Raw genomic sequence first — 22,074 nt, 5'->3', positions numbered from 1 at the left:
TGCCTCTCTCTACTTTTAAATACGGTCTACATGACTAACTCGAAAACCTTTTTTCTCTAGTTTCGCCACTAACCTTTCTAACTCTTTTTGATTCAAATCATCTGCAATATTAACAATAAGACGTCTAATATATTGATCACCATTATCTAATGTAAATAATCCACCAATATTATACAACTTTAATAATGTGCCAAGCTCTTTAATTATTCCTTTCGACTCATGCTTCGCTAATGTTAATATATACCCACCGGTATTCATTCCAAATGAGTCTTCAATCACATCAAAAATATTAGAATGTGTTAAAATACCTATAAATTCATGATAATCATTTAGTACAGATAAAAATGGTAGTCTGCGAATTGTATAAAAAGCTCTAAAGAAAGAATCACGTTCAAAAATAAATGCCTGCTCATTTTTCATTAGCTCAAAAACACTTTCTTTTCTTTCTTCTTGCTCCTTACATTTATTCTCCAACACATCCACTTTATAAATAATACCTTTAAATGCTTTACCGTCCTCCGCTAAAACAGGAATCGCTCTGTATCCACTTCGTTCCATTATCTCTAAAGCTTGCTCCGCATCTTCATTTTCGAAGCAAGTTACAACTTGTTGCTTTGAAAGAAAATGATATTTAACTCGCAAAATACGTTCCTCCCCACATGACGACATGTAATCTATATATAATAAGGAGAGCCATATTTTATGAGTAAAACTTCAGGGATAAAACGCTTTCATTTTTTAATATTACTTCCTACCTAATCCTAATTCTCTTTAGGTACTTCTACCTAAAGAGAATTAGGATTACATCACCGAACTTTTTGTCCCTTTAATCATTAACAGTTTTACATGGTAGTTCATTAAGTACTCTAATCCCTCTAACCATTTTTTCGTTTCTTCTGGCGTTGTTCCCCATACAATTAATCCATAATTGTGAACAAGTACTGCTCCACCACCTTTAGTAAAGCAAGGCACACTCTCTTCTAACAAATTTGCAAATTTACTTTCATTTTCTACAATTGGAATTGTAATACCTGTAATGCCTTCTTTCCCAAAAACACGTTCTACATTCCTCTGTTCAAATGTTACTTCCCCTTCTTTTCCATATAACTCCGACATTAAGTGACTATCAACTGTTTGTACTTGTAAAATACATTCCGCCTGACTTTTTTTATAAATATCTGCGTGCATAAATGATTCAGAAGCCGGTTTCTCATCAATCGCAAATACTGGTTCACATGTACTGTTAACTACAATAAAATCATCTTCCACAAAGAGACCTTTATCTTTTCCCTCTATATTAACTAAAAACGTAAGCGGATCTTTAGACGTACGTATCGATAAACTAATTTTTGTCCCATAAAACCAATCGCGAAGAGCCAATTCCATCTTAATATCCCGTAATTCTTTCCATTTCTTTAAAAACAATAACACATTGTCACCCCCGTATTGTTATCTTCTATTTTTATGTAAAAGGCAGTATTTTTAGATAATTCGAAAAATTTAATTGAATTATCACATGAGAACACCTTTTTGTCAATATGCTTTTGCCGTGTTCCCTAAACTTTATCCAAATAAAAAGAGCCCTATTATAGAGCTCTTTTATTTATCATAATTTGCAGCATAGCATTCTTCTCTTGTTCATTAATAATGCGTAATTTCCGCAGTATATATGCATATAAAATGATCTTCTCATGCACTCTTTTCTTCACCTCTACTCCCTTCTTTCCTTTAACCAACTTTTTTTCTATTGGTAAATTATATGAGCAGTAAGAGAAAAAGTGTCCTTTTTTTGTAAATTCAACTTCTTGTGAATGTTGTTTTTTTCCATATATATGCCTATACTAAACAATGTAATTTTAAATTAAAGTTGAGGGTTAAAATATGAACATTATTATTAGTACGTTAAACGCAAAGTACATTCATACAAATCTAGCAATTCGTTATCTTAAAGCCTATGCCCAGCCTGAATTTGATTTAGAGATGGCTGAATATACGATTAACGATCCTGCCATGAATATCGTTACGGATTTACATAGGCGCAAGCCGGATGTAATAGGATTTAGCTGTTATATTTGGAACATCGAAGAAACAATTGAAGTCATTCAAATGCTCAAAAAGATTAATCCAAATCTTATTATTTTTGTTGGTGGTCCAGAAGTTACATACGATGTGCCACATTGGCTAAAACGTGTTCCTGAAATTGATTTTATTATTATTGGTGAAGGAGAAATGGCTGTAAAAAATCTTCTATTTGAAATACAAAGCACACAGCAATTTGAAAATCTTGACGGTATTGGATTTAGAAAAGATGATGGTACCTACGTAATCAAACCACAACGTGAAAAACTAAATTTAAAAGAATTACCATCTCCATATCGTTTCCCAGAAGATATTCCACATTTAAGTAAACGCATTACCTATATCGAGACGAGCCGTGGTTGTCCGTTTAGCTGTCAATTTTGTTTATCTTCTATTGAGGTCGGCGTCCGTTACTTCGATCGTGAACGTATTAAAGAAGATATTCGCTATTTAATGCAAAATGGTGCACGTATTATTAAATTCGTCGATCGTACTTTTAACATTAGCCGTAGCTACGCAATGGAAATGTTTCAATTTTTAATTGACGAACACGTAGATGGAACCGTATTTCAATTTGAAATCACAGCTGATATTATGAGGCCCGAGGTCATTGAATTTTTAAATACACACGCTCCCCCAGGTTTGTTCCGTTTTGAGATTGGTGTACAATCTACAAATGATCAAACAAACGACCTTGTAAAACGACGTCAAAACTTCGAAAAATTGACAAGAACAGTTACAATGGTTCGCGATGGACAAAAAATCGCACAACATTTAGACTTAATTGCAGGACTCCCTGAAGAAGACTATCAATCCTTCAGAAAAACATTTAATGATGTCTTTGCTTTAAGACCAGAAGAATTACAACTTGGCTTTTTAAAATTGCTGCGTGGTACAGGACTTCGACTTCGAGCAAATGATCATCAATATATATACATGGAGAATGCACCGTATGAAATGCTTGGAAATAATATACTATCATTTGATGATATTATTCGAATTAAACAAGTTGAAGATGTATTAGAAAAATATTGGAATGCCCATCGTATGGATAACACTGTGTCATATGTTGTATCCCATGTATTTGATACACCTTTTGACTTCTTTCAAGAATTTGGCTCTTATTGGGATACACAAGGATGGATACGAATTGGACACCAACTAGAAGATTTATTCCAACGCCTGTATCAGTTTTTACAATCAAGAAAAACTGCAAAACTCCATATAATTAAAGGGTTAATGACAATTGATTATTTACAAAATCATAAATATCGCCCACGTAAATCATGGACAACAGAACAAAGAAAGAAAGAAGAAGTAAATGCCTACTATAAAAGAATTTTAGAACAACCAAGTATTCTAGGAGATAAATTTGCTGTTCTTCAATTGACGGAAAAAGACTTGTATAAACACACGATTGTAGAGCATATACCATTTGATTACCACCATTACATGAAGCATGGTGAACTGATTTCAAACCCTTCTTTCCTTGTTGCCTACTACAATCCGAAAACGACACAATGTGAATTATACGCAGCCGGTAAAGGCACATTCTCAAAATCAATCTAAGTATAAAAAAATGAGACGTTTGTAAAAACGCCTCATTTTTTCTTACCTTTTTTTGAATTACGATTTGCATATTTTGCAACATCTTCATTTTCGTACTCTACTGCAAATTCCGCATCTGGCAAGCTTTCTTTTGGAGTTTGATTGTTCTTTGCAGCTGCGTTACGACTCACCTTTCGTTTTACCATACGAAACACTCCTTACTTCTTTATATAAAGTGAACTTTCCAGTAGTGGAGGTTTCACTTATTTCCTTCGCTTTCTCTTTTTGTTTTAAACCTTGCATGTGACAGAAAAAGTCCCTGACTACTTCTATACATAGCCGGCCCTACCTAAAGAGAAAGAGGATTTTATATAATGCTTGTAATACTAATATGGACATCAAGACCCCACTCTATAAATGGTAACTGTTAACAAGTTGTGAATACGCAATGTGAGGAAATGCTATAAAACAGGAAGGCCTATACACCTTTCTATATAAATACAAGTTGAAAACCTGACATAAAACACCTTTTTTTTAGATGGGCGAGATCATCTGGCCGTGATAGAAGCGGTCAGGGCCTGTTTTTTCCACGTGCTATGTTTAAAACAAAAGGCCAAAGCGAGTACAAATGAGGCTATATTCTGCATAGCTGCCTTATATGTCGAAAAATTAAAATGGGTTTAGATACTTTAATACACAAGGAGCGATGAATGTGAAGAAAAAGCAACCTATCGACTCTCCGATTCTTGATGAAACAATTCCGCATCAAATGAATTTTCCTTCGTTTAAAGGAACTGGCATCACAATGCAACAGCCATTCATCAATGAATATGACGTGATTATTGGCGATAGCCAATATAACTCAGAAAATAGCCCTCTAAATCATTGGAACGATGATATCGATCCTGCTATTATGTCTGGAAACCAATGGGTACATCCAACTAATGATATCGGTTGGATTGCTGAAGAAAACCAAGAGTTACTATCCAAAAATAATAGTGATGCAGAAGATATTTTTATGCATCCACAGTTTGGTATTAATGATTAATATAGAAAAGCGATTCTATTTTACAAAATAGAATCGCTTTTCTTATCCAATAATAATCCGCTCTTTCGGATATTTATATCGAGGAGGTCTCTCTCTTCCCCCAATCACCAATATGAACGTTAAAATACCAATCCGCCCGATAAACATAAGCACAATTAATACTAACTTTCCAATCGTTGTGAGTTCTGATGTAATCCCTGTCGATAATCCAGTCGTTCCAAACGCTGAACACACTTCTACGACGAGATTCATTAATGGAAATGATTCCGTTATACATAAAATAAATATTGCTACCGCACATAACAACGCGCCCATCAATGCAACAACAAACGATTTTACAATATCTTCTTCATGTAATTGTCTCCCGAATACACGTACACTTCTACTACCTTTTGCAAAGTTATACAATACGAGGATACTAACAGCAAATGTTGTTGTACGAATACCACCGCCAACAGAACTTGGCGAAGCGCCAATAAACATTAATATACTCATAAAGAAAAGTGTCGGAGGCGAAAATTCCTGAATATCCATCGTTGCTAAACCGCCACTTCTTGTCGTAACAGATTGAAACAATGTATAAAACAGCATTTCATCCCATGATTTCCCATGTAAAAAATGATCCCATTCTAACAAAAAAATAACGACTGTTCCAACAATAACTAAAGAAAAGAACGTTGTTGTTGTAAGTTTTGTAAATAATGAAAATCGAAATAATTTCTCTCTCTTTCTACTCATATATTGCTTAATCTCAATTAATACAGGAAAACCAATTGCACCTAAAATAATGAGAAACATATGTATAATTTGTACAATATAATCTTTTTGATACGGTATAAGCGATTGGCCCGTCAAATCAAATCCACCATTCGTTGTCGCACTAACTGCTGCAAAAAAACCATGAAAATACGCTTCCTTCCAACTAGGAAAATAATGTAAAAATCTTGTCCCTAATAAAAGTGCACCAAGCAATTCAATCGAAACAATCAATATTAAAATAGAGCGCATTAAATGAACAAGTCCTGCTAAATTCCCTTGATTTTGATCTGCCATAATTAATCGCCGCTGCTGCAAACCTATTTTCTTCCCTGTAATCATCCAAACAAACGTGCCAAGTGCCATAATGCCAAGTCCGCCTAATTGTAAAACAAGTGCTAATATAACGATACCTGCTGTATTAAATGTATCTGGAATCGACACAGTAGATAAACCGGTTACACTTACTGCACTAACAGATATAAATAAAGCATCAATAAACGTCCACTTCACTCCTGGTTTAATAACAAATGGCATGCTTAATAATAGAACAGATACAATCACAGCAATGCCATAAAATACAGCAATAAGCTGTACTGGCCTTAAACGTTGTAACCATTTCCTAATAGCTTTCATTCCATCACTTCTTTAACTTTTTTTGCTTAAAATACTTTAAAATCCGAACTACTACCAATAACGAGCACATCATATATCATATCATTTCCCAACATTTCATAACAAGGTATAGACTTTAACGTTTAAGGAGTGACTACGCTGACATGCCCAACATACTCTGTAACACTTGCAAGCTCCTACTGATTATTAGCCCTCCCAATCGGGCGCATGCCAGCAGTTTATCTCCCACCTAACTTCTTAAGAAAAGCGGAAGTGGCTCGTTCAGAATGTGAGGGGGATGGAGCTTCTGACGTAGAGGGGTTTTTTATCTCGTAGGAAGAAACGAAGCCACCGAACATTCTAGCCACTGGAGCCGGACAATGCTTTCGCTGAATTTTGAGGTGGGAGTATCACTGCCCCAAAATAGCGGGATAAAAAAATCCAGCTAGTTTTCACTAACTGGATAACTTCCTTTTCTCTCACTATCAATCCCTAGTTCGAACGTTCTTCAAGCCAATTGCCGACTGTCGGATATGTTTGTTTTACCGCTGTTCCTCCATACACAATTGACATATGCCCCGTTGGAATACACACATACTGCTTATCAACGCTAGAAATATGATCTAATAAAGCTTCCACTTGGCATGGAAGAGCAATATGATCACGTTTCGCAGAAATATTTAATACATTTGCCTTAATATTTTCCAACTTCACCTGCCTGCCGCGAATCATAAGTTCACCTTTAACTAGTTTATTTTTTTGATAAAATTCCCGAATCCATTGACGGTATGCTTCTCCTGGAAAAGGGATCCCATCTGCAACCCATTTTTGAACTAATCTCCAACTTTCTACAAACTGTTCATTTTCTGAACGATCAAGAAGCGCTACATACGGACCGACAAAATTCGAAATCGGCTTTAACATTTTATTTCCAAAGTCAATCATTTCTGGAGGTATATTTCCAAATGTATCCACTGCTTTATCTAAGTTAAAATATTTTTCATCTAATAGCGGTCCATATAACCCTGTATCAGAGAAATCAAATGGACTCGTCATAAAAATTAAATTACGAATTGGCATATGCGGGTGCAGTGCAGCGTAAATAGAAGTTAATGTTCCTCCCATGCAATAACCAAGCAAAGAAATTTCTTCCGCATTTGCTGTACGCAATACCTTTTTCACAGCTTTTGCAATGTAATCGAGAACAAAATCATCAAATTTCAAATGACTATCTTCTAAACCAAACGTTCCCCAATCTAGCATATACACATCAAAACCACGGTTCACTAAATATTCCACTAAACTATTCCCTGGTGTTAAATCCATAATATAAGGCTTATTAATAAGAGCATAAATTAACAAAATAGGAACAGAATGTGTCTTTTCTTTCTTTGGAATGTAACGATATAATTTCGTCTTATTTTTCGTCCAAATAACCTCTTTTGGCGTTAAGCCCACTTGCGGCTCTGGTTCACGAAGTAACACTTCACTTGCTCGTCTAAAGCGGTGATATGCTTTTCGATATTCCTCTGGATACAACTCTAATTGTTTTTCCCATTCTGCTCTGAGCATTGTCATGTTCGCAACTCCTTTATTTTTATTTTTTTAGAAAGAAAGAAGTGCATACCTATCGTAGACATGCACTTCTTTGTTGTTAGATTACATATATAAACCGCCATTAATATTTAATTGCTGACCTGTAATGTACGCACCATCTTGGCAAAGGTATATAACACCTTTTGCAATTTCATCAGCTTGTCCAAAACGTTTCTTCGGAATTTTAGCTACAATTTGTTCACGAACGTTTTCCGGAACTTCTGCTACCATCTCTGTATCAATAAACCCTGGGCAAATCGCATTTACTGTTACATTTGTTCTTGCAAGTTCCAATGCTAAAGATTTTGTAAATCCAATCATACCAGCTTTTGCAGCTGAATAATTCGTCTGTCCAAATCCACCAGCTTGTCCAATAATAGAAGAGATACTAATAATTCGCCCTTCTTCCGCTTCCGTTATGTATGGAAGTGCAGCACTTGTTGTATTAAATACGCTACTTAAATTCACATCGATAACACGATCCCAATCTTCACGATTTAGCTTTTTAAATGTACGATCTCTTGTGATTCCAGCATTATTAACTAAAATGTCTATTTTCCCAAAATGCTGTACTGTTTCTTCTACAAGGCGCTTTGCATCTTCTAACTTAGAAACATCTGCTTGACAAGCATACACATCATGTCCTTCTTTTGCGAGCTCATTCACAAGGTTTTCAGCAGCATCTTTACTGCTATTGTAGTTAATCACTACTTTTGCACCTTCTGCCGCTAGTGCCACTGTAATTGCTTTTCCAATCCCCTTTGCTCCACCAGTTACAATTGCTACTTTTCCATGTAATTGAGCCATTTTTGCTCCCCCTTTATTATAATTCGCGGCTACATGATGGATGGATTTCGCCTAGATGTACACCGCACAATGCATGTATACATTTATAAATAATATATCGCCCTAGAAAGAGGTTCTCCCTTTCGCTTTCGGAACGAATATATATTTAACGAAATTATTTTTTATTATCTGGTTTCGCTTGTACTGTTGGCACTTGTAGTTTTTCTAATATTCCATTTTTCCCTTCTAATAGCTCTAAAATTTTATCTAATTTATTTTCTAACGTCCGAATATCTTGCTTCACTTTTGTTACATCACGTTTTATTGTAAGTGATTGTCCAAGGGATTCTGTATTTCCCTCCAAAAACTCTTCAATATTGTCAACTTTGTTTTCTAAATTAATAACAAGAGTGGCAACTCGTGCAATATCTTCTTGCGTTGGGATATTCACTTTCTCTAAATATCCCTTCGTTGCATCGTTCATCATCTTTTGATAAAACAAGTTCAAATCTAAAACGCTTCCCATCCATGCAGAATACTCTTCTGTCTTGATTGTTTCACCAAGCGTTTTTCCCCAAAACTTTTCTGTCTGTTCGTAAACTTCCTTCCAAGCTTGTAGTGGATCGAGTTTTTGTTCAATCACTTCTCCTACACTCCTTCATTTAGTTATTAAAACTAGAAAAACAATTGAAATAATTCAATCTATTCATTATTTTCTAATATTCTGACTAAAAGTTCAAGGGTGTATTTATTTTTTCTATTTTCGAAAAATTCATTGACAAAAAATACAGATAGGTGTAAATTGCACATATAAGAAAAAATTCCCAACTAACTGATTCATGAGGTGATGCACAATCATGCTACAAAATGAACCAGAAAAAAAAGAAAGTTTGGAAACGCCCCAAACGAAACAACCAAACTCCATGCCAAAAAACTTCTTAGTTCCATTTCTACTTCTCTGTCTTAAAGACTGGAGTCTTCACGGTTACAAACTCATTCAAATGCTAATGGATATTGGCTTTTCTTCTATTGATCAAGGTAATGTATATAGGACTTTGCGAAAGTTAGAAAAAGAAAACCTCATATCTTCCACTTGGGATACAAGTGAAGGAGGTCCAGCAAAACGAATTTATTCTTTAACGGAATATGGAGAGGAATATTTATCTTCTTGCGCTACTTCATTTGAGCAATATCAAAAGATGCTTCGTACATTTTTTAACCTATACACAAATGCATTCTTCCCATTTTCCACGGTTTCAGTAAAGGATGAAAAATCTTCATCATCTTCTGGTGATACAGCAGATTAATCTGCGTTCACAATATGTAAAAATTTTATTTGGAGGTCAAGTCATGGAAACGAAACCACACGAACTTGTTGATGTATTCTGGAAAAATTGGTCACACTCTCTATCCTTTTTCTCTTCAGCTGGAAAACAAATGGAACAACTTACATTAGAAACATTGAAACATCAACAGGAAGCTTTGCATAAATTAACAGAAAGTACGAAAGAAATCGAAAAAGAAATCCAGCAATTTTCAGCACAAGCAAATGAACAATATACTGAATACGTAAAGCAATTTACTGGAAATTGCTTTAATGAACAAATGGATGGATGGCAAGAAAAATGGAATGAACTTTCCAATCATATGCAGCAAATCACTGTATCTCCAACAAAAACATCTCTATCTTTACTTTCACAAACAAGCGAACAATTCGAAGAAGCAGTGAAACAACTAATTAGCCAGCAACAACAACAACGTGAAGAGGTTCAAAAACAAATGGAAAGTTTTTTAGAAGAATTCAAATCCATGCAACTAGACCTCGTAAAAAAGTTCGAGGAAAACTCAAAAAATCTATTTACTTCCATGAAGTAAGAAAGATGTGGCAACTGACTGCAAAAGATACTCTTTCCTTTCTTTCTCCATTTGCATCAATATGGCTCACATTTTTCAACATGGAAAAGAAGGAGGAAGAAATGAATCCTTTTCGAGAAGCAGAATCGGTTCATGAGCTTTATTATGATGACATTCACATAGGGGATCAAGCTTCTTTAACAAAAACGATTTCAAACGAAGATATTGTTACGTTTGCAAAACTTACGGGCGATGTAAATCCAATTCATCTACTTGATTCTTTTGCCAAAACAACGATGTTTAAAGAACGTATTGCTCATGGTATGCTCGTCTCTAGCTTTATTTCAACAATACTTGGAACAAAGCTTCCTGGAAAAAACACCATTTATTTATCACAAAATATCGCATTCCGTGCCCCTGTAAAAATCGGAGATACACTGCGTGTTGTCGCTGAAGTCATTGAAAAACGTGATGATAAAAGAATTATTACATTACAAACAAACATATATAATCAATACAATAAAGTTGTTGTAGAAGGTACAGCAACTGTTATGAAAAAAGAGTAGCGCTGCTACTCTTTTTCATTTCATCCAAGAACTGTTAGTCTGCCCGATTACTTCCGCGTATGAGTGAAAATCAAACACATACAATAATATCATCAGCTGTTATAAGCTGAAAATGAAAAAAGGGGTATTATACTATGGCAAAAACAAATAAACTACTTGTTCCTGGTGCTGAACAAGCATTAGAGCAGTTTAAGTATGAAATTGCACAAGAATTTGGCGTGAATTTAGGATCTAATACAGCTGCTCGTTCAAACGGATCTGTCGGCGGTGAAGTAACAAAACGTCTCGTTTCCCTTGCACAGCAACAATTACGTGGATAATAAATAAAATAAACAATGGATTTGAGGCAGATATTCTCTGCCTCTTTACTATTCTAATTTTAAGCAGAACAAGCATACTACTCATGAACATTTCTCTCTCCTCATAGAAAGTGTAAAAAAACAAAATATTCACGCAGAAACCTTTTAACAGATTGACAAACTTTAGTATTACTTATATACTTTACGTAATAGCATATTTCCAAAGGGGAGTAGCGTCAGAGAAAATATTCTCTGAAACAAAGTCGTCATTACGTGGAACTATGTTCCTCCGGCTTTGTTGGCATATTTTTATTACATATGTCTAGCAAGACCTTTGCCTATTAACGGCAGAGGTCTTTTTTGCATTCATTTCTAAATTCCTCCGCCGTTGATAGAGCTTATTTTTGGGGAAGCTAAACAATGGGGAATTTTCTTCTTTTTGTTTAGCGCTTATACAAACGAGAGGAGAATGTAAATGGAACTATCTTTATTATTGGAGTATGGTTGGGTATTACTAATTTTAGTTGCTTTGGAAGGAATTTTAGCAGCAGATAATGCACTTGTCCTTGCGATTATGGTAAAACACTTACCGGAAGAAAAACGTAAAAAAGCTTTATTTTACGGACTTGCAGGAGCATTTGTATTCCGCTTTGGATCATTGTTTCTGATTTCATATCTTGTCGATGTATGGCAAGTACAAGCGCTCGGTGCCGTTTATTTACTGTTTATCGCTGGTAACCACCTTGTAAAAACGTATGTAAAAAAGAATACAACTCAACAAGAAACAGAAAAAAAAGAAACAAAGAAAAAACAAGAAAACTTTTGGTGGACTGTATTGAAAGTAGAATTTGCTGATATTGCGTTTGCTGTTGACTCTATTTTAGCAGCTGTTGCATTAGCAATGACATTACCGAAGACAAACCTTGGTACAATTGGCGAACTTGATATCGGACAGTTTGCTGTTATTTTCGCAGGCGGTATGATTGGATTAATTATTATGCGCTTTGCCGCATCCGCTTTCGTAAACTTACTGCAACGTAAACCTGGATTAGAAACTGCTGCATTCATGATTGTCGGCTGGGTTGGTGTGAAATTAGCGGTTTATACGTTAGCTCACCCTGCATTAGGCGTAATTCCACATGAATTCCCAGAATCAGCTACTTGGAAATTGATATTCTGGGTTGTATTGCTGTCAATTGGTGCAGGTGGTTGGTTCTTATCAAAAGAAACAAAGCCAAACGCACAACAAGATTCGAAACAATATAACGAAAGAGCGCTGTAATTTCAGCGCTTTTTCTTTTTTCTTCAAAAATAGGTGGGGTTTCTCAATTATTGAAAATGTATTATATTATACAACATATTGTTAGCGCTTTCATTAAAAATGGTGTCCTTTTTGTGAAATATTGAACAAACTTATTGAAAGTAACAACAAATACGTGTACCTTATTCATATAAAGAGTATTTATAATCGATTTATTGAAGGAGCGTAATGTTTTATGCTAGAACAAGGAGTAGATTACCTAGTACAGCTCGCAAAGAAAAAGAAAAAAATATTAGATAACAATCCAATGCAATATTTCCTTCGGGCAGCGCTAGCTGGTATCTATATGGGTTTTGTTATTGTACTATGTTCTAAATTAGGAAATTTCTTTCATGATGCACATTCACCCGCAACATATTTTGCATTCTCTATCTTTTTTGGAATTGCACTTATTTTAATTATATTTGGTGGAGCTGAATTATTTACAGGAAATACAATGTATTTCACCGTTGCAACTTTACGTAAAGAAACAACTGTTATCGATACACTTCGCAACTGGGGTGCTTGTTATGTAGGAAACTTAGTAGGAGCAGTATTTTTTGCATTCCTCTTTTATGCAACTGGTATTTTTGAAACAATAAGTCACAATCACTTATTAAATGAAGTTGCCACAACAAAGATGGGCGCATCAACAATGCACATATTTTTCAAAGCTATTTTATGTAACTGGCTCGTTTGTCTTGCATGTTTCCTCCCATCTCAAGTAAAGGGAGATACAGCTAAAATCCTTATGATATTTTTAACTGTATTTACTTTCTTCATGTCAGGATATGAACATAGCATCGCAAATCTATCTATATTTTCAATTGCTTTACTTGTTCCACATCCTGATACAGTTTCTTTTACGGGTGCGATTCATAACTTAATTCCCGCTACAATCGGTAACATAGTTGGCGGATCTGTATTTGTTGGTATGGTTTATCATTATTTGACTAAAACAAAAGGTGAAACAAAATCTACAAAATCAGAAATCGATTCTGAACAAACTGAAGAAATTATTCCATTGCCAGCACATGTAAAATAAAGTGAAACTTCCTCTTGTGAGATGCTTTTCCTCACAAGAGGTTAGTTGAACCAATCGGGGTTTTACTGCCCGTTAATAGCGGGATAAAGCGAATTTTAATAAGCATGAAGGATTCATCCCCTGCACGTCGAAAGCATGCATTCCAAATTTATTGGAATGCATGCTTTTTTAGTAACTTCCAACACATTTAATAATAATAGATGAAGAAATTTCTCCAGACTCTTTTCCTTTTTGTATCCGCTTTAACATATAATGTTGTCCGATCGTATCATTCGTATGAAAATGAATTTCTTCCACATATAATTGTTCCTTACAAAATACATCTACGAAATACAGCCCATTTCTCTGACGGAATCCCATATTATAATCGAGTGATAACGTATGTATCTTATTATTTCGAATAAGCTCCAGCGCTTGTTCGACTGTCGTCGCTAGTGTAAAGCCAGCTGGGCACGGTCTTTGATCATCCATATATACATTCATCCCATCCCTCCTCTACATACAATATGTACATATTGTACCAAGTGCAATAAAAGGCGCAAAGGGAAGTGGTTCTTTATATGTCATACGTCTAAGAACAATAAAAATAATAAGAAAACAAAGACCAAATAAGGATGAGAAACAAAGTGACAACAGTATCGATTTTGTTCCAACTACAAAACCAAGTAAAGTCAATAATTTTACATCTCCTCCTCCGATTCCTTTTGGATAAATAACTTGAATGACATATAAGAGCATAAACATAACCATTGCCCCTAACAATCCGTCCCACCATAGCGATGGCTGTATAAAAAAACGTTCTATTAGAAATAGTCCTGCAAAAAAGAATAAAATTTGATTTGGAATTATCATATAAAGAAGATCTGTAATGGAAACAATCAAAAGAAGTGATAACAATGTCCACACGATAATAAGTTGCTCATTGAAACCAACAAAAACTGCTGCAAGAAGAAACATTAGCCCTGCAATGCCTTCAAATAAAGGATGAAAATATGAGATTTTTATATTACAGTGCTTGCACCGGCCTTTTTGAATACAAAATGATAAAATAGGAATCAACTCTTTTAGTTGTAATACATGGGAACAATGAGAACAATGGGAACGCGGTTTTATAATGGAATAACCAAGCGGAATACGATAAGCAACAACGTGATAGAAAGAGCCTAATATCAAACCAGTGAAAAAAGCATATACATAAAAGAGCATTTCACCCTCTCCTTTCGCGCCTAGTATAACAAGAAAAGATAACATATTGTATTTGCAAAAATTTATCTTTCTCCATAAAAAAACAGGCCCTTATTAGGCCTGTTTTTCCATCTATACAACAAAATAAAATGCTTTTAATGGTCCATGTACACCAACGACAAGGTTCATTTCAATGTCAGCAGAGTTACTTGGCCCTGTAATAAAATTAATACAAGAAGCCACGGCTTCTCCATTTTCTACACGTGTATTCAAATCACGTACTGCTTGTGTAATACGCGGTACGATTGTTTCACGTGGAATAATGGCTACATAAATAGTCGGTAAAAAGTGTAATGAACGGCCTCTTCCTTTATGGCTTTGCACGACAATTGTACCTGATTCCGCTAATGTATAATCACTAAACGAAATTCCGATATTTGCTTGTTCCGCCAGCTTCATGTTTTCTTCTTTCTTTACTGGATCCCAAGTATTTACTTCTACGTTTTCACCTGGAAGTTCCGCTTCAAACAATTGCCCTAGTCCATACTCTTCAAAACGGTCATCTTGAGATAACATAATTGGTCCGCCGCCGTTTTCAGTGACAACTTTCTTAATTGCAGCACTTAATCCATCTCGATTTGTTTCAATAACAGTTGTATGAATGTTGTTACATTGTTTCATAAATACTTCTAATAATTCTTCTTGCGAGTAATCATGTAACGTTTCTACATTCACATTGTTTTTCCATAACGGACGCTGTACCCCTTCTGTTTTGCGTTCACGTCCAAGCTGTTTTGCGATATTTTCTAAAAATGCATCGCGGTTTTGAATCGTTCCTGCCATTAGTTATTCCCGCCTTTCTTATGCTCTTTATACCAATCGCGGAATCTTTCTTTGCTTGGCGCTGGGAATTCACGAATTTCCGTCCAATTTTTCAGCGGTCCCACACCTTTAGAAACACGATTACCAGATGTGAATGGGCTCATTGCAGCCGGCGCCATTTTCGATCCCATTTTGTATAAAGCCGCAGAAGAAGCGCCCATACTAAACATCTTCATCGCAAGTTTTTCTGCAAGCGGTACACGTCCTTCTTTTTCCACAATTACTTGACGATGTTTTAATAACAAGTCATGCAATGGAATTTTTACTGGACAAGCTTCTGTACATGCTCCGCATAAACTAGATGCATATGGAAGTTCTTTATAATCATCATAGCCACCTAAAAGTGGCGTTAATACCGCACCAATTGGTCCAGGATAAATGGATCCGTAAGAGTGACCGCCAACATGACGATACACTGGACATACATTGATACATGCCGCACAACGAATACATTGCAATACTTGACGGAACTCAGAACCTAAAATTTCAGAACGGCCATTATCTACAACAACTAAATGGAATTCTTCTGGTCCATCTATTTCATCTTCTTGAATTGGTCCTGCTACGGTTACATAACTTGTTAGTTTTTGACCAACAGCACTACGACAAAGTAAACCGACAAGAACATCAAGTTCTTCCATCGTTGGAACCATACGTTCCATACCCATTACCGCAATTTGTGTTTTCGGAATAGACATAACAAGGTCTGCATTCCCTTCATTTGTTACTAAACAAAGAGAACCTGTGTTAGCAACTGCAAAGTTACATCCTGTTACTCCAATTTCTGCATCCATAAATTTTTCACGAAGAATTTTACGAACAAACTTCGTCATCTCATATGGATCATCGGAGTTTTCATATCCTAACTTTTCTTTAAATACACCTTGAATTTGCGTTCTATTTTTATGAAGTGCTGGCGCAACAATATGAGATGGCGGATCATTGTCTATTTGCAAAATATACTCCCCTAAGTCACTCTCAACGACTTCACAACCGATTTCTTGAAGTACATGGTTCATACCAATCTCTTCTGTTACCATCGATTTTGATTTCACAACTTTTTTCGCTTGTTTCTTTTCAGCTACTTGCTTAATATACTCAGCTGCCTCTTCCTTCGTTTTCGCAAAGAAAACATGCCCGCCTCGTTTTGATACATTTTCGCTCAGTTGCATTAAATAATAATCTAAATTTTCTAGCGTATGCTGACGAATTTGTTCACCAAGATCACGCCACTCCTCCCAGTTACCTAGCTCCTCAGCTGCTTCTAAACGTTTTGTGTACAGACGCGTTTGCGCAGATGATACTGCCCCGCGCATAAACGAATCTTGAAGATTTTCACCAACACGATCATTAAATTTTTTATCACTTGTTTTCATAGACATAGCTTACTTCCCCCTTCATCAGCGGCTATTCAACACTTCAGCAATATGCATTACTTTCACATTTTTCCCTAAACGCTCGATACGCCCGCCAATGTTTAACAAACACCCACAATCTGCTCCAATTAAATAATCAGCACCTGTTTCTATGACACTATCAACTTTTTCATCTACCATCTGTTCAGAAATTGGCGTCATTTTTACCGAGAACGTTCCTCCAAAACCGCAACAATTTTGTACATTTGGCAGCTCTCTTACTTCTAAGCCCTTCACATTTGATAATAAAATACCTGGAGCTTCTTTTACTCCTAGTAAACGTGTCATGTGACAAGATTTATGGACCGTTGCTACGCCATCCAAACGAGCACCAACGTCAGTAACTTTTAGCACATCAACAATAAATTGTGTCAATTCATATGTTTTTTCAGCTACTTTTTGTGCACGCAGTCTCCATTCTGGATCATCTTTAAATACATGTGGATACTCGTGAAACATTGTCGCACAAGAACCGGAAGGTGTAACGATATACTCAGCATTTTCAAATGTGCTAATCATATGCTTCATTGCTTCTTTTGCCGCTTCTACATGGCCACTATTGTAAGCCGGCTGCCCACAACAAACTTGCGCTTCCGGAAATTCAATTTCACAACCTAATCGCTCTAAAATTTCAACCGTCGCTTTGCCGACATTTGTTTCAAACATATCGACTAAGCATGTAACAAACAATGTAACTTTCATATTATAGCTCCCCCTCATTTCAACTCAGCCAATATTCATATGGTCATCAGATGACTTATTAAAAAAGAAAGAAGTGAGACACCAACTGCTCATATTCATTCTTTCTTTCTTTAGAAAACGCTTACTTATACTTTCTCTACTTTATCAAAAAATAAAATTTTAAAAGCATAAACTTACGAATTTGTTTCTTCAATGCCTGTGACCATACACTCTACATTCGTTAGGTGATTTTGCATCGCTTGTTGCGCTGCTTCAACATCATTCTCTAGCACTGCTTCATAAATTTTCCGATGCTCTTCTAGAAGTCGTTCTGCTGTTGTTTGTTCACCATATAAAATAATTCGTCTTGTTTCACCGATTGTTTCAGCAATCATTTCAGAGACGTGGTTCATTAATTCTAACAAAATATTGTTATGCGAAGCTTCTGCAATTGCCATATGGAAATGAAAATCTGCTTTTTCACCAGCTTGTTCATCTCCCATCCCCTTTTGCATCTCATCTAACCAATGCTGCATATTGTGTAAGTTTTCTTCAGTGCGTTTTAATGCTGCTGCACCAATTGCTCCTACTTCAAGCACTTTTCGCACTTCCAATAAATTCACAATATCTTCTTGTTTCATTAGCAAAGTGGTATTTAATGACGATGTTAATGAAGAGGCAGTAAAGTTCTTCACATACGTACCTTCACCTTGTTTCATCTCAATTAAGCCCATTGCTCGCAATGCGCTTAACGCTTCGCGCACAGCAGATCTGCCAACTTGAAACTGCTCTGCCAATTGATGAACAGGAAGAAGTTTGTCACCAGGCTTTAATGTACCATTTTTAATCATTGCTAAAATGGCTTCCGATACTTCTTCGTAAATTTTTTTTGGCTTAATAGATTTGTATTCCAGTTGTATCACCCCAGTATCATCCAAACAACTATGACAACAATTTATCCCGCACTAACGGGTAGTAAAACTCTCACCTCAAAATTCTGAGAAGTGAAAAAAGATAGTCAAGAGATAACTACTACAAGTTTCACTTTATACAGAAAATAGCATCCATATCTATTTTAGAACTAAACGTACAGAAGTACAAACATTTTGTTCATAAAATAGACAAAAAAAGTTATCCCGATATTTTTCCCTATTTATTCATTATGAAGAGATAACTGGTAAATGAATCAAAATTGTCGTTCCTTTTCCTTCTTCACTTTTAATTTGCCATGTTCCATCGTGAATGTGCACAATTTGTTTTACGATCGCAAGTCCTAGTCCCGTCCCACCATTGTGACGGCTTCTCGCTTTATCCACTCGGTAAAAGCGTTCGCCTAACTTTTCGAGATGTTCGGTGCCAATACCAATCCCAGTATCTTTAATTTGCAATTTACATTGCTCTGCTTGCTGCTCTAATTGGACATGTATAATCCCATTCTCACCTGTATAGCGAATCGCATTATCTATTATGTTATGAAGTACTTGTTGCATTCTATCTTCATCAATATTGACAATTACATCTGGATCAAGAATTGTATGCAATTTAATTTGTTTTTCTGTCAATTGTAATTCGTATGTCTCTAGTACATCTTCAATTAACTGTGCAAATACAATAGGTTGCTTCTTAAGAGGAAAACGTTCTCCTTCAAGCTGCGCTAAATCTAATAAATCATGAACAAGACGTTGCATACGTCCTGCTTCTTTATGAACAAGCCCGGTAAACTTTAACTGCTGTTCGCCTTTTGCTACACCGTCAATAATTGCTTCACTATATCCTTTAATATAACTAAGAGGGGTTCGCAGTTCATGTGACACATTTGCTAAAAATTCTTTTCGCTGCACATCCTCTTCTTCAAGTGCACTTGCCATCTTATTAAATGCTTTACCAAGCCGACCAATTTCATCTTCTGATGAAATTGTAATTCGCTGCGAAAAATCTCCTTTTGCCATATGATTCGCAACTCGCTCCATTTGTGAAAGTGGCTTTGTAATTGCAATAACAATCTTTCGTCCAATCCATACAGTTAACACAATCATTACAAGAGCAAGAGGAGCTAAAATGAGTCCCATTTCATAAATTAAATCTTTAATGCTCTTTAAAGGAATATAAGAATATACAATACCGATCAATTTTTTATTGTCTAATACAGGAATAACGACTCCCATAATGTTACGCTGAAAATGTTCTTCATATCCCATCTTTGTAATCGTCTTTCCTTCTAACAGTGCTTGCCGGTCATCCTCACTAATAATTGAATTGTAATGAACATCAAATGGAAGACATGCACTTAAATCACGTGGATTATTTACAAACAATACATCGGCACTAGCAATTTTATCGAATGATTTTACCCTTTCCTCAAATACATCTATAGGTTCGTCTGCTCTATATTGCGCAACAAGACGATTTCCCTCTGCCTTTAATGTCTCTTCAATATTTTGGACATATAATTTTTCATACGAATATAATGAAACAAAATATAAAAATGAAACTGTTATACAAACTGCGCACGCAATTGTAAGCCATAACTTTTGTACCATCGTAAACATCTTACACCTCAAATTTATAGCCTACACCCCAAACAGTTTGAATACAATTCCCATGTTCTCCAAACTTTAAGCGCATTGTTTTCACATGCGTATCAACTGTTCGAGTGCTACCGGCGTAATCATATCCCCAAACTTTTTCAAGCAACTGCTCCCGGCTAAATACTTGACCGTTATGTTGACAAAGAAAATAAAGTAAATCAAATTCTTTCACAGTTAATGAAATACCTTCACCATCTATTTCAACGCGGCGACTTTTCTCATTAATAACAACTGGTCCAAATGCTATCTCCTCTTGTTCTTCATATTTCGTGTATCTCCTTAATACTGCTTCCATACGTGCAATCAATTCTCCTGGACTAAATGGTTTAACAATATAATCATCTGCCCCTGTACGCAATCCATTTACGCGATTCCATTCCTCTCCTTTTGCTGTCAAAAAGATAATCGGAATATCGGATGTTTTTCGAATTTCTTTACAAACCGTAATCCCATCCATTTCTGGCATCATGATATCCAAAATAACAAAATCAAAGTTTTCTATTTCAAGTATATGGAGCGCCTCTTTTCCATTTTCAGCTTCTTCCCACTCATACCCAAAGTTGTCCAAATACATACCGACAAGTTGCCTCATATCACTTTCATCATCAACAAGTAATACTTTATACTTACTCATTTCTTCTCCCCTACTCTTTGCGTAAATTGAAATGGCCCTTTACCAACTGAAATCGTCTGCTTTATTTTCATTTCACTTAAATCTAAAACATACACTTCATCACTATCATAGCTCGCAACATATCCTTCATTACCAACTTGCCAAAATGCAAATGGATTCGATCCTACTTCAAGCACTCCTACTTCTTTATACGTTTTTCCATCAAATTTTCTCAATGTGTTAGACCCATGACTAAGTACATAAATAAATTGTTGATCTGTAGACAGATTGACCGGCATAAATGGTGCATGTAACGATTGTAGCATTTGTCCATCTTGTACAGAATACATGAGCACTTTTTCATTTACTTGTTTACCGTCACCATGCCCGCCAATAAATATGTCCTTTCCATCTCGGCTAAGAAAAGCACCTGTTGAGGCTGGTGGAATCATAAAAGAATTCACAACCTTCTTTTGTTTCACATCAATACTAGACAATTTCGTATCATAAAAATTAAGAACATATAACATATCATTATATTGGATCATCGTCAGCGGACCCTTTCCAACCGAAATGCTCTCTGTTTCTTTTCCATTGGTTGTAAACACACGAATTTTTTGCTGGTTTTGATCCGCAACGAACAGCTCTTTCCCATTTTCAGATAATAAGATATTTGCTATGCCTTTTCCTGTATTCCATTTTTCAAGCTGCTTTCCATCTTTCAAAGAATATACATATATATACTCAAGCTGTTTTCCATATACAAGTAAGCGATTTCTATCTGGTAACAACGTTGTTCCCGTAATAGCCTCATTTAAATGCCACGTTGTAATTGTTTTTTTCGTATCAGTATCAATAAAACTAATACTTCCTTCTTTTATATTTGTCGTTATAAGAAGAGATGCTTTCGTATCAATCGATTGATACGCCCCTCCCTTGCATCCTGTAAGTAATAGTACGATACAAAGTAAAATAAGCCACCTTTTCAAAAGATTACCTCCATTATGGACAGTTTCGTTATACTTGTAAAATAGCAAATAATTGTGAGGAAAGTGTGAAATCATAGTTCTTACTATATAATATATAAATGTAAATTGAAAAACGGAAATTAAACACCCCTTTTTTTAGGTGGGCGAGAGCATCTTGCTATACATAGTAGCGGTCAGCTCCTTTTTCTGCCACGTGCATGGATTAAAACAAAGATAGAATGCGAGAGCA

General features: G+C 35.7%; 25 protein-coding genes. 8 read left to right on the top strand and 17 right to left on the bottom strand.

Annotation, left to right across the window (positions count from 1 at the left end):
* Window positions 1-15: 15 nt before the first annotated feature.
* From cbpA to WAZ07_RS04560, 3 genes are all read right to left on the bottom strand, one after another.
* Complete coding sequence (gene cbpA, locus WAZ07_RS04570; protein ID WP_336471509.1) at window positions 16-642, bottom strand: cyclic di-AMP binding protein CbpA; 627 nt, start codon at window positions 640-642, stop codon at window positions 16-18.
* Window positions 643-801: 159 nt separating this feature from the next.
* Window positions 802-1,431, bottom strand: coding sequence for a class II aldolase/adducin family protein (locus WAZ07_RS04565; RefSeq protein WP_090915280.1), 630 nt, complete (start codon window positions 1,429-1,431; stop codon window positions 802-804).
* A 155-nt stretch (window positions 1,432-1,586) separates the two neighbouring features.
* A complete protein-coding gene (locus tag WAZ07_RS04560; protein ID WP_268865079.1) occupies window positions 1,587-1,709 on the bottom strand; it encodes a hypothetical protein in 123 nt (40 codons plus the stop codon).
* Window positions 1,710-1,881: 172 nt separating this feature from the next.
* Here WAZ07_RS04560 and WAZ07_RS04555 point away from each other — a divergent pair, with 172 nt between their 5' ends.
* Window positions 1,882-3,648: a B12-binding domain-containing radical SAM protein gene (locus tag WAZ07_RS04555; protein ID WP_336471508.1), complete on the top strand. Its 1,767-nt coding sequence runs from the start codon at window positions 1,882-1,884 to the stop codon at window positions 3,646-3,648.
* Between the two features lie 32 nt (window positions 3,649-3,680).
* Here WAZ07_RS04555 and WAZ07_RS04550 read toward each other — a convergent pair whose 3' ends face one another.
* Window positions 3,681-3,833, bottom strand: a complete 153-nt coding sequence (locus WAZ07_RS04550) for a hypothetical protein (protein ID WP_336471507.1) — start codon at window positions 3,831-3,833, stop codon at window positions 3,681-3,683.
* Between the two features lie 506 nt (window positions 3,834-4,339).
* Between WAZ07_RS04550 and WAZ07_RS04545 the strand changes: the two genes are divergently transcribed.
* The gene (locus WAZ07_RS04545; RefSeq protein ID WP_090915272.1) at window positions 4,340-4,675 is read left to right on the top strand and encodes a DUF3905 domain-containing protein; all 336 of its coding nucleotides are present in this window, start codon (window positions 4,340-4,342) and stop codon (window positions 4,673-4,675) included.
* 42 nt (window positions 4,676-4,717) lie between these two features.
* Here the strand turns inward: WAZ07_RS04545 and WAZ07_RS04540 are convergent, their stop codons facing one another.
* From WAZ07_RS04540 to phaR, 4 genes are all read right to left on the bottom strand, one after another.
* Window positions 4,718-6,067, bottom strand: a complete 1,350-nt coding sequence (locus WAZ07_RS04540; protein WP_336471506.1) for a TrkH family potassium uptake protein — start codon at window positions 6,065-6,067, stop codon at window positions 4,718-4,720.
* Window positions 6,068-6,538: 471 nt separating this feature from the next.
* Window positions 6,539-7,624 carry a class III poly(R)-hydroxyalkanoic acid synthase subunit PhaC gene (gene phaC / locus WAZ07_RS04535; RefSeq protein WP_336471505.1) on the bottom strand — a complete coding sequence of 362 codons (1,086 nt, stop codon included), beginning with the start codon at window positions 7,622-7,624 and terminating at the stop codon, window positions 6,539-6,541.
* An 81-nt stretch (window positions 7,625-7,705) separates the two neighbouring features.
* The gene (phbB, locus tag WAZ07_RS04530) at window positions 7,706-8,449 is read right to left on the bottom strand and encodes an acetoacetyl-CoA reductase (RefSeq protein ID WP_336471504.1); all 744 of its coding nucleotides are present in this window, start codon (window positions 8,447-8,449) and stop codon (window positions 7,706-7,708) included.
* A gap of 154 nt (window positions 8,450-8,603) precedes the next feature.
* Window positions 8,604-9,071 carry a polyhydroxyalkanoic acid synthase subunit PhaR gene (gene phaR, locus WAZ07_RS04525; protein WP_336471503.1) on the bottom strand — a complete coding sequence of 156 codons (468 nt, stop codon included), beginning with the start codon at window positions 9,069-9,071 and terminating at the stop codon, window positions 8,604-8,606.
* Between the two features lie 214 nt (window positions 9,072-9,285).
* On the opposite strand from phaR, the gene phaQ reads away from it, so the two are divergent.
* The 6 genes from phaQ to WAZ07_RS04495 all read left to right on the top strand — a co-directional run bounded on the left by phaQ (window position 9,286) and on the right by WAZ07_RS04495 (window position 13,492).
* Window positions 9,286-9,735: a poly-beta-hydroxybutyrate-responsive repressor gene (phaQ, locus tag WAZ07_RS04520; protein ID WP_090915262.1), complete on the top strand. Its 450-nt coding sequence runs from the start codon at window positions 9,286-9,288 to the stop codon at window positions 9,733-9,735.
* A gap of 43 nt (window positions 9,736-9,778) precedes the next feature.
* Window positions 9,779-10,303 carry a polyhydroxyalkanoic acid inclusion protein PhaP gene (gene phaP / locus WAZ07_RS04515; protein ID WP_336471502.1) on the top strand — a complete coding sequence of 175 codons (525 nt, stop codon included), beginning with the start codon at window positions 9,779-9,781 and terminating at the stop codon, window positions 10,301-10,303.
* 101 nt (window positions 10,304-10,404) lie between these two features.
* A complete protein-coding gene (locus WAZ07_RS04510; protein ID WP_090915258.1) occupies window positions 10,405-10,848 on the top strand; it encodes a MaoC family dehydratase in 444 nt (147 codons plus the stop codon).
* A 134-nt stretch (window positions 10,849-10,982) separates the two neighbouring features.
* Window positions 10,983-11,168: an alpha/beta-type small acid-soluble spore protein gene (locus WAZ07_RS04505; RefSeq protein ID WP_090915256.1), complete on the top strand. Its 186-nt coding sequence runs from the start codon at window positions 10,983-10,985 to the stop codon at window positions 11,166-11,168.
* Between the two features lie 454 nt (window positions 11,169-11,622).
* The gene (locus tag WAZ07_RS04500) at window positions 11,623-12,429 is read left to right on the top strand and encodes a TerC family protein (protein WP_336471501.1); all 807 of its coding nucleotides are present in this window, start codon (window positions 11,623-11,625) and stop codon (window positions 12,427-12,429) included.
* A gap of 214 nt (window positions 12,430-12,643) precedes the next feature.
* On the top strand, window positions 12,644-13,492 hold the full coding sequence (locus tag WAZ07_RS04495; protein ID WP_336471500.1) for a formate/nitrite transporter family protein: 849 nt from the start codon (window positions 12,644-12,646) through the stop codon (window positions 13,490-13,492).
* Window positions 13,493-13,660: 168 nt separating this feature from the next.
* Here the strand turns inward: WAZ07_RS04495 and WAZ07_RS04490 are convergent, their stop codons facing one another.
* The 9 genes from WAZ07_RS04490 to WAZ07_RS04450 form a co-directional block, all read right to left on the bottom strand.
* Window positions 13,661-13,975 carry a cyclic-phosphate processing receiver domain-containing protein gene (locus WAZ07_RS04490; protein WP_336471499.1) on the bottom strand — a complete coding sequence of 105 codons (315 nt, stop codon included), beginning with the start codon at window positions 13,973-13,975 and terminating at the stop codon, window positions 13,661-13,663.
* 12 nt (window positions 13,976-13,987) lie between these two features.
* Complete coding sequence (locus tag WAZ07_RS04485) at window positions 13,988-14,698, bottom strand: prepilin peptidase (protein ID WP_336471498.1); 711 nt, start codon at window positions 14,696-14,698, stop codon at window positions 13,988-13,990.
* Between the two features lie 111 nt (window positions 14,699-14,809).
* Complete coding sequence (locus WAZ07_RS04480) at window positions 14,810-15,520, bottom strand: LutC/YkgG family protein (protein WP_336471497.1); 711 nt, start codon at window positions 15,518-15,520, stop codon at window positions 14,810-14,812.
* Window positions 15,520-16,941 carry a LutB/LldF family L-lactate oxidation iron-sulfur protein gene (locus WAZ07_RS04475; protein ID WP_336471496.1) on the bottom strand — a complete coding sequence of 474 codons (1,422 nt, stop codon included), beginning with the start codon at window positions 16,939-16,941 and terminating at the stop codon, window positions 15,520-15,522. Before WAZ07_RS04475 ends, WAZ07_RS04480 begins: the two co-directional genes overlap by 1 nt.
* Window positions 16,942-16,959: 18 nt before the next feature.
* Window positions 16,960-17,676: a (Fe-S)-binding protein gene (locus tag WAZ07_RS04470; RefSeq protein ID WP_336471495.1), complete on the bottom strand. Its 717-nt coding sequence runs from the start codon at window positions 17,674-17,676 to the stop codon at window positions 16,960-16,962.
* 173 nt (window positions 17,677-17,849) lie between these two features.
* Window positions 17,850-18,539, bottom strand: coding sequence for a FadR/GntR family transcriptional regulator (locus WAZ07_RS04465; RefSeq protein ID WP_336471800.1), 690 nt, complete (start codon window positions 18,537-18,539; stop codon window positions 17,850-17,852).
* A gap of 276 nt (window positions 18,540-18,815) precedes the next feature.
* A complete protein-coding gene (locus tag WAZ07_RS04460; RefSeq protein ID WP_336471494.1) occupies window positions 18,816-20,204 on the bottom strand; it encodes a sensor histidine kinase in 1,389 nt (462 codons plus the stop codon).
* A 1-nt stretch (window position 20,205) separates the two neighbouring features.
* Window positions 20,206-20,877 (bottom strand): response regulator transcription factor, encoded by a 672-nt coding sequence (locus tag WAZ07_RS04455; protein WP_336471493.1) that lies wholly within the window; start codon window positions 20,875-20,877, stop codon window positions 20,206-20,208.
* Window positions 20,874-21,845, bottom strand: coding sequence for a YncE family protein (locus WAZ07_RS04450; RefSeq protein WP_336471492.1), 972 nt, complete (start codon window positions 21,843-21,845; stop codon window positions 20,874-20,876). Before WAZ07_RS04450 ends, WAZ07_RS04455 begins: the two co-directional genes overlap by 4 nt.
* Window positions 21,846-22,074 lie beyond the last annotated feature (229 nt).

Source organism: Bacillus bruguierae, from assembly GCF_037104725.1.
Classification (GTDB): Bacteria; Bacillota; Bacilli; order Bacillales; family Bacillaceae_G; genus Bacillus_A; species Bacillus_A bruguierae.
Note: the sequence above shows the minus strand (reverse complement) of the source record. Positions and strands in the feature narration are given on the sequence as shown.

Excerpts from the sequence above, each read along its gene's own strand:
- WAZ07_RS04480 (WP_336471497.1), bottom strand. The coding sequence starts at position 15,520 with ATGGCAGGAACGATTCAAAACCGCGATGCATTTTTAGAAAATATCGCA.
- phaC (WP_336471505.1), bottom strand. The coding sequence starts at position 7,624 with ATGACAATGCTCAGAGCAGAATGGGAAAAACAATTAGAGTTGTATCCA.
- WAZ07_RS04455 (WP_336471493.1), bottom strand. The coding sequence starts at position 20,877 with ATGAGTAAGTATAAAGTATTACTTGTTGATGATGAAAGTGATATGAGG.
- phaQ (WP_090915262.1), top strand. The coding sequence starts at position 9,286 with ATGCTACAAAATGAACCAGAAAAAAAAGAAAGTTTGGAAACGCCCCAA.
- WAZ07_RS04550 (WP_336471507.1), bottom strand. The coding sequence starts at position 3,833 with ATGGTAAAACGAAAGGTGAGTCGTAACGCAGCTGCAAAGAACAATCAA.
- WAZ07_RS04540 (WP_336471506.1), bottom strand. The coding sequence starts at position 6,067 with ATGAAAGCTATTAGGAAATGGTTACAACGTTTAAGGCCAGTACAGCTT.
- WAZ07_RS04475 (WP_336471496.1), bottom strand. The coding sequence starts at position 16,941 with ATGTCTATGAAAACAAGTGATAAAAAATTTAATGATCGTGTTGGTGAA.
- phaP (WP_336471502.1), top strand. The coding sequence starts at position 9,779 with ATGGAAACGAAACCACACGAACTTGTTGATGTATTCTGGAAAAATTGG.
- WAZ07_RS04490 (WP_336471499.1), bottom strand. The coding sequence starts at position 13,975 with ATGAATGTATATATGGATGATCAAAGACCGTGCCCAGCTGGCTTTACA.
- WAZ07_RS04460 (WP_336471494.1), bottom strand. The coding sequence starts at position 20,204 with ATGTTTACGATGGTACAAAAGTTATGGCTTACAATTGCGTGCGCAGTT.
- WAZ07_RS04500 (WP_336471501.1), top strand. The coding sequence starts at position 11,623 with ATGGAACTATCTTTATTATTGGAGTATGGTTGGGTATTACTAATTTTA.
- WAZ07_RS04510 (WP_090915258.1), top strand. The coding sequence starts at position 10,405 with ATGAATCCTTTTCGAGAAGCAGAATCGGTTCATGAGCTTTATTATGAT.
- WAZ07_RS04470 (WP_336471495.1), bottom strand. The coding sequence starts at position 17,676 with ATGAAAGTTACATTGTTTGTTACATGCTTAGTCGATATGTTTGAAACA.
- phbB (WP_336471504.1), bottom strand. The coding sequence starts at position 8,449 with ATGGCTCAATTACATGGAAAAGTAGCAATTGTAACTGGTGGAGCAAAG.
- WAZ07_RS04505 (WP_090915256.1), top strand. The coding sequence starts at position 10,983 with ATGGCAAAAACAAATAAACTACTTGTTCCTGGTGCTGAACAAGCATTA.
- WAZ07_RS04485 (WP_336471498.1), bottom strand. The coding sequence starts at position 14,698 with ATGCTCTTTTATGTATATGCTTTTTTCACTGGTTTGATATTAGGCTCT.
- WAZ07_RS04495 (WP_336471500.1), top strand. The coding sequence starts at position 12,644 with ATGCTAGAACAAGGAGTAGATTACCTAGTACAGCTCGCAAAGAAAAAG.
- WAZ07_RS04555 (WP_336471508.1), top strand. The coding sequence starts at position 1,882 with ATGAACATTATTATTAGTACGTTAAACGCAAAGTACATTCATACAAAT.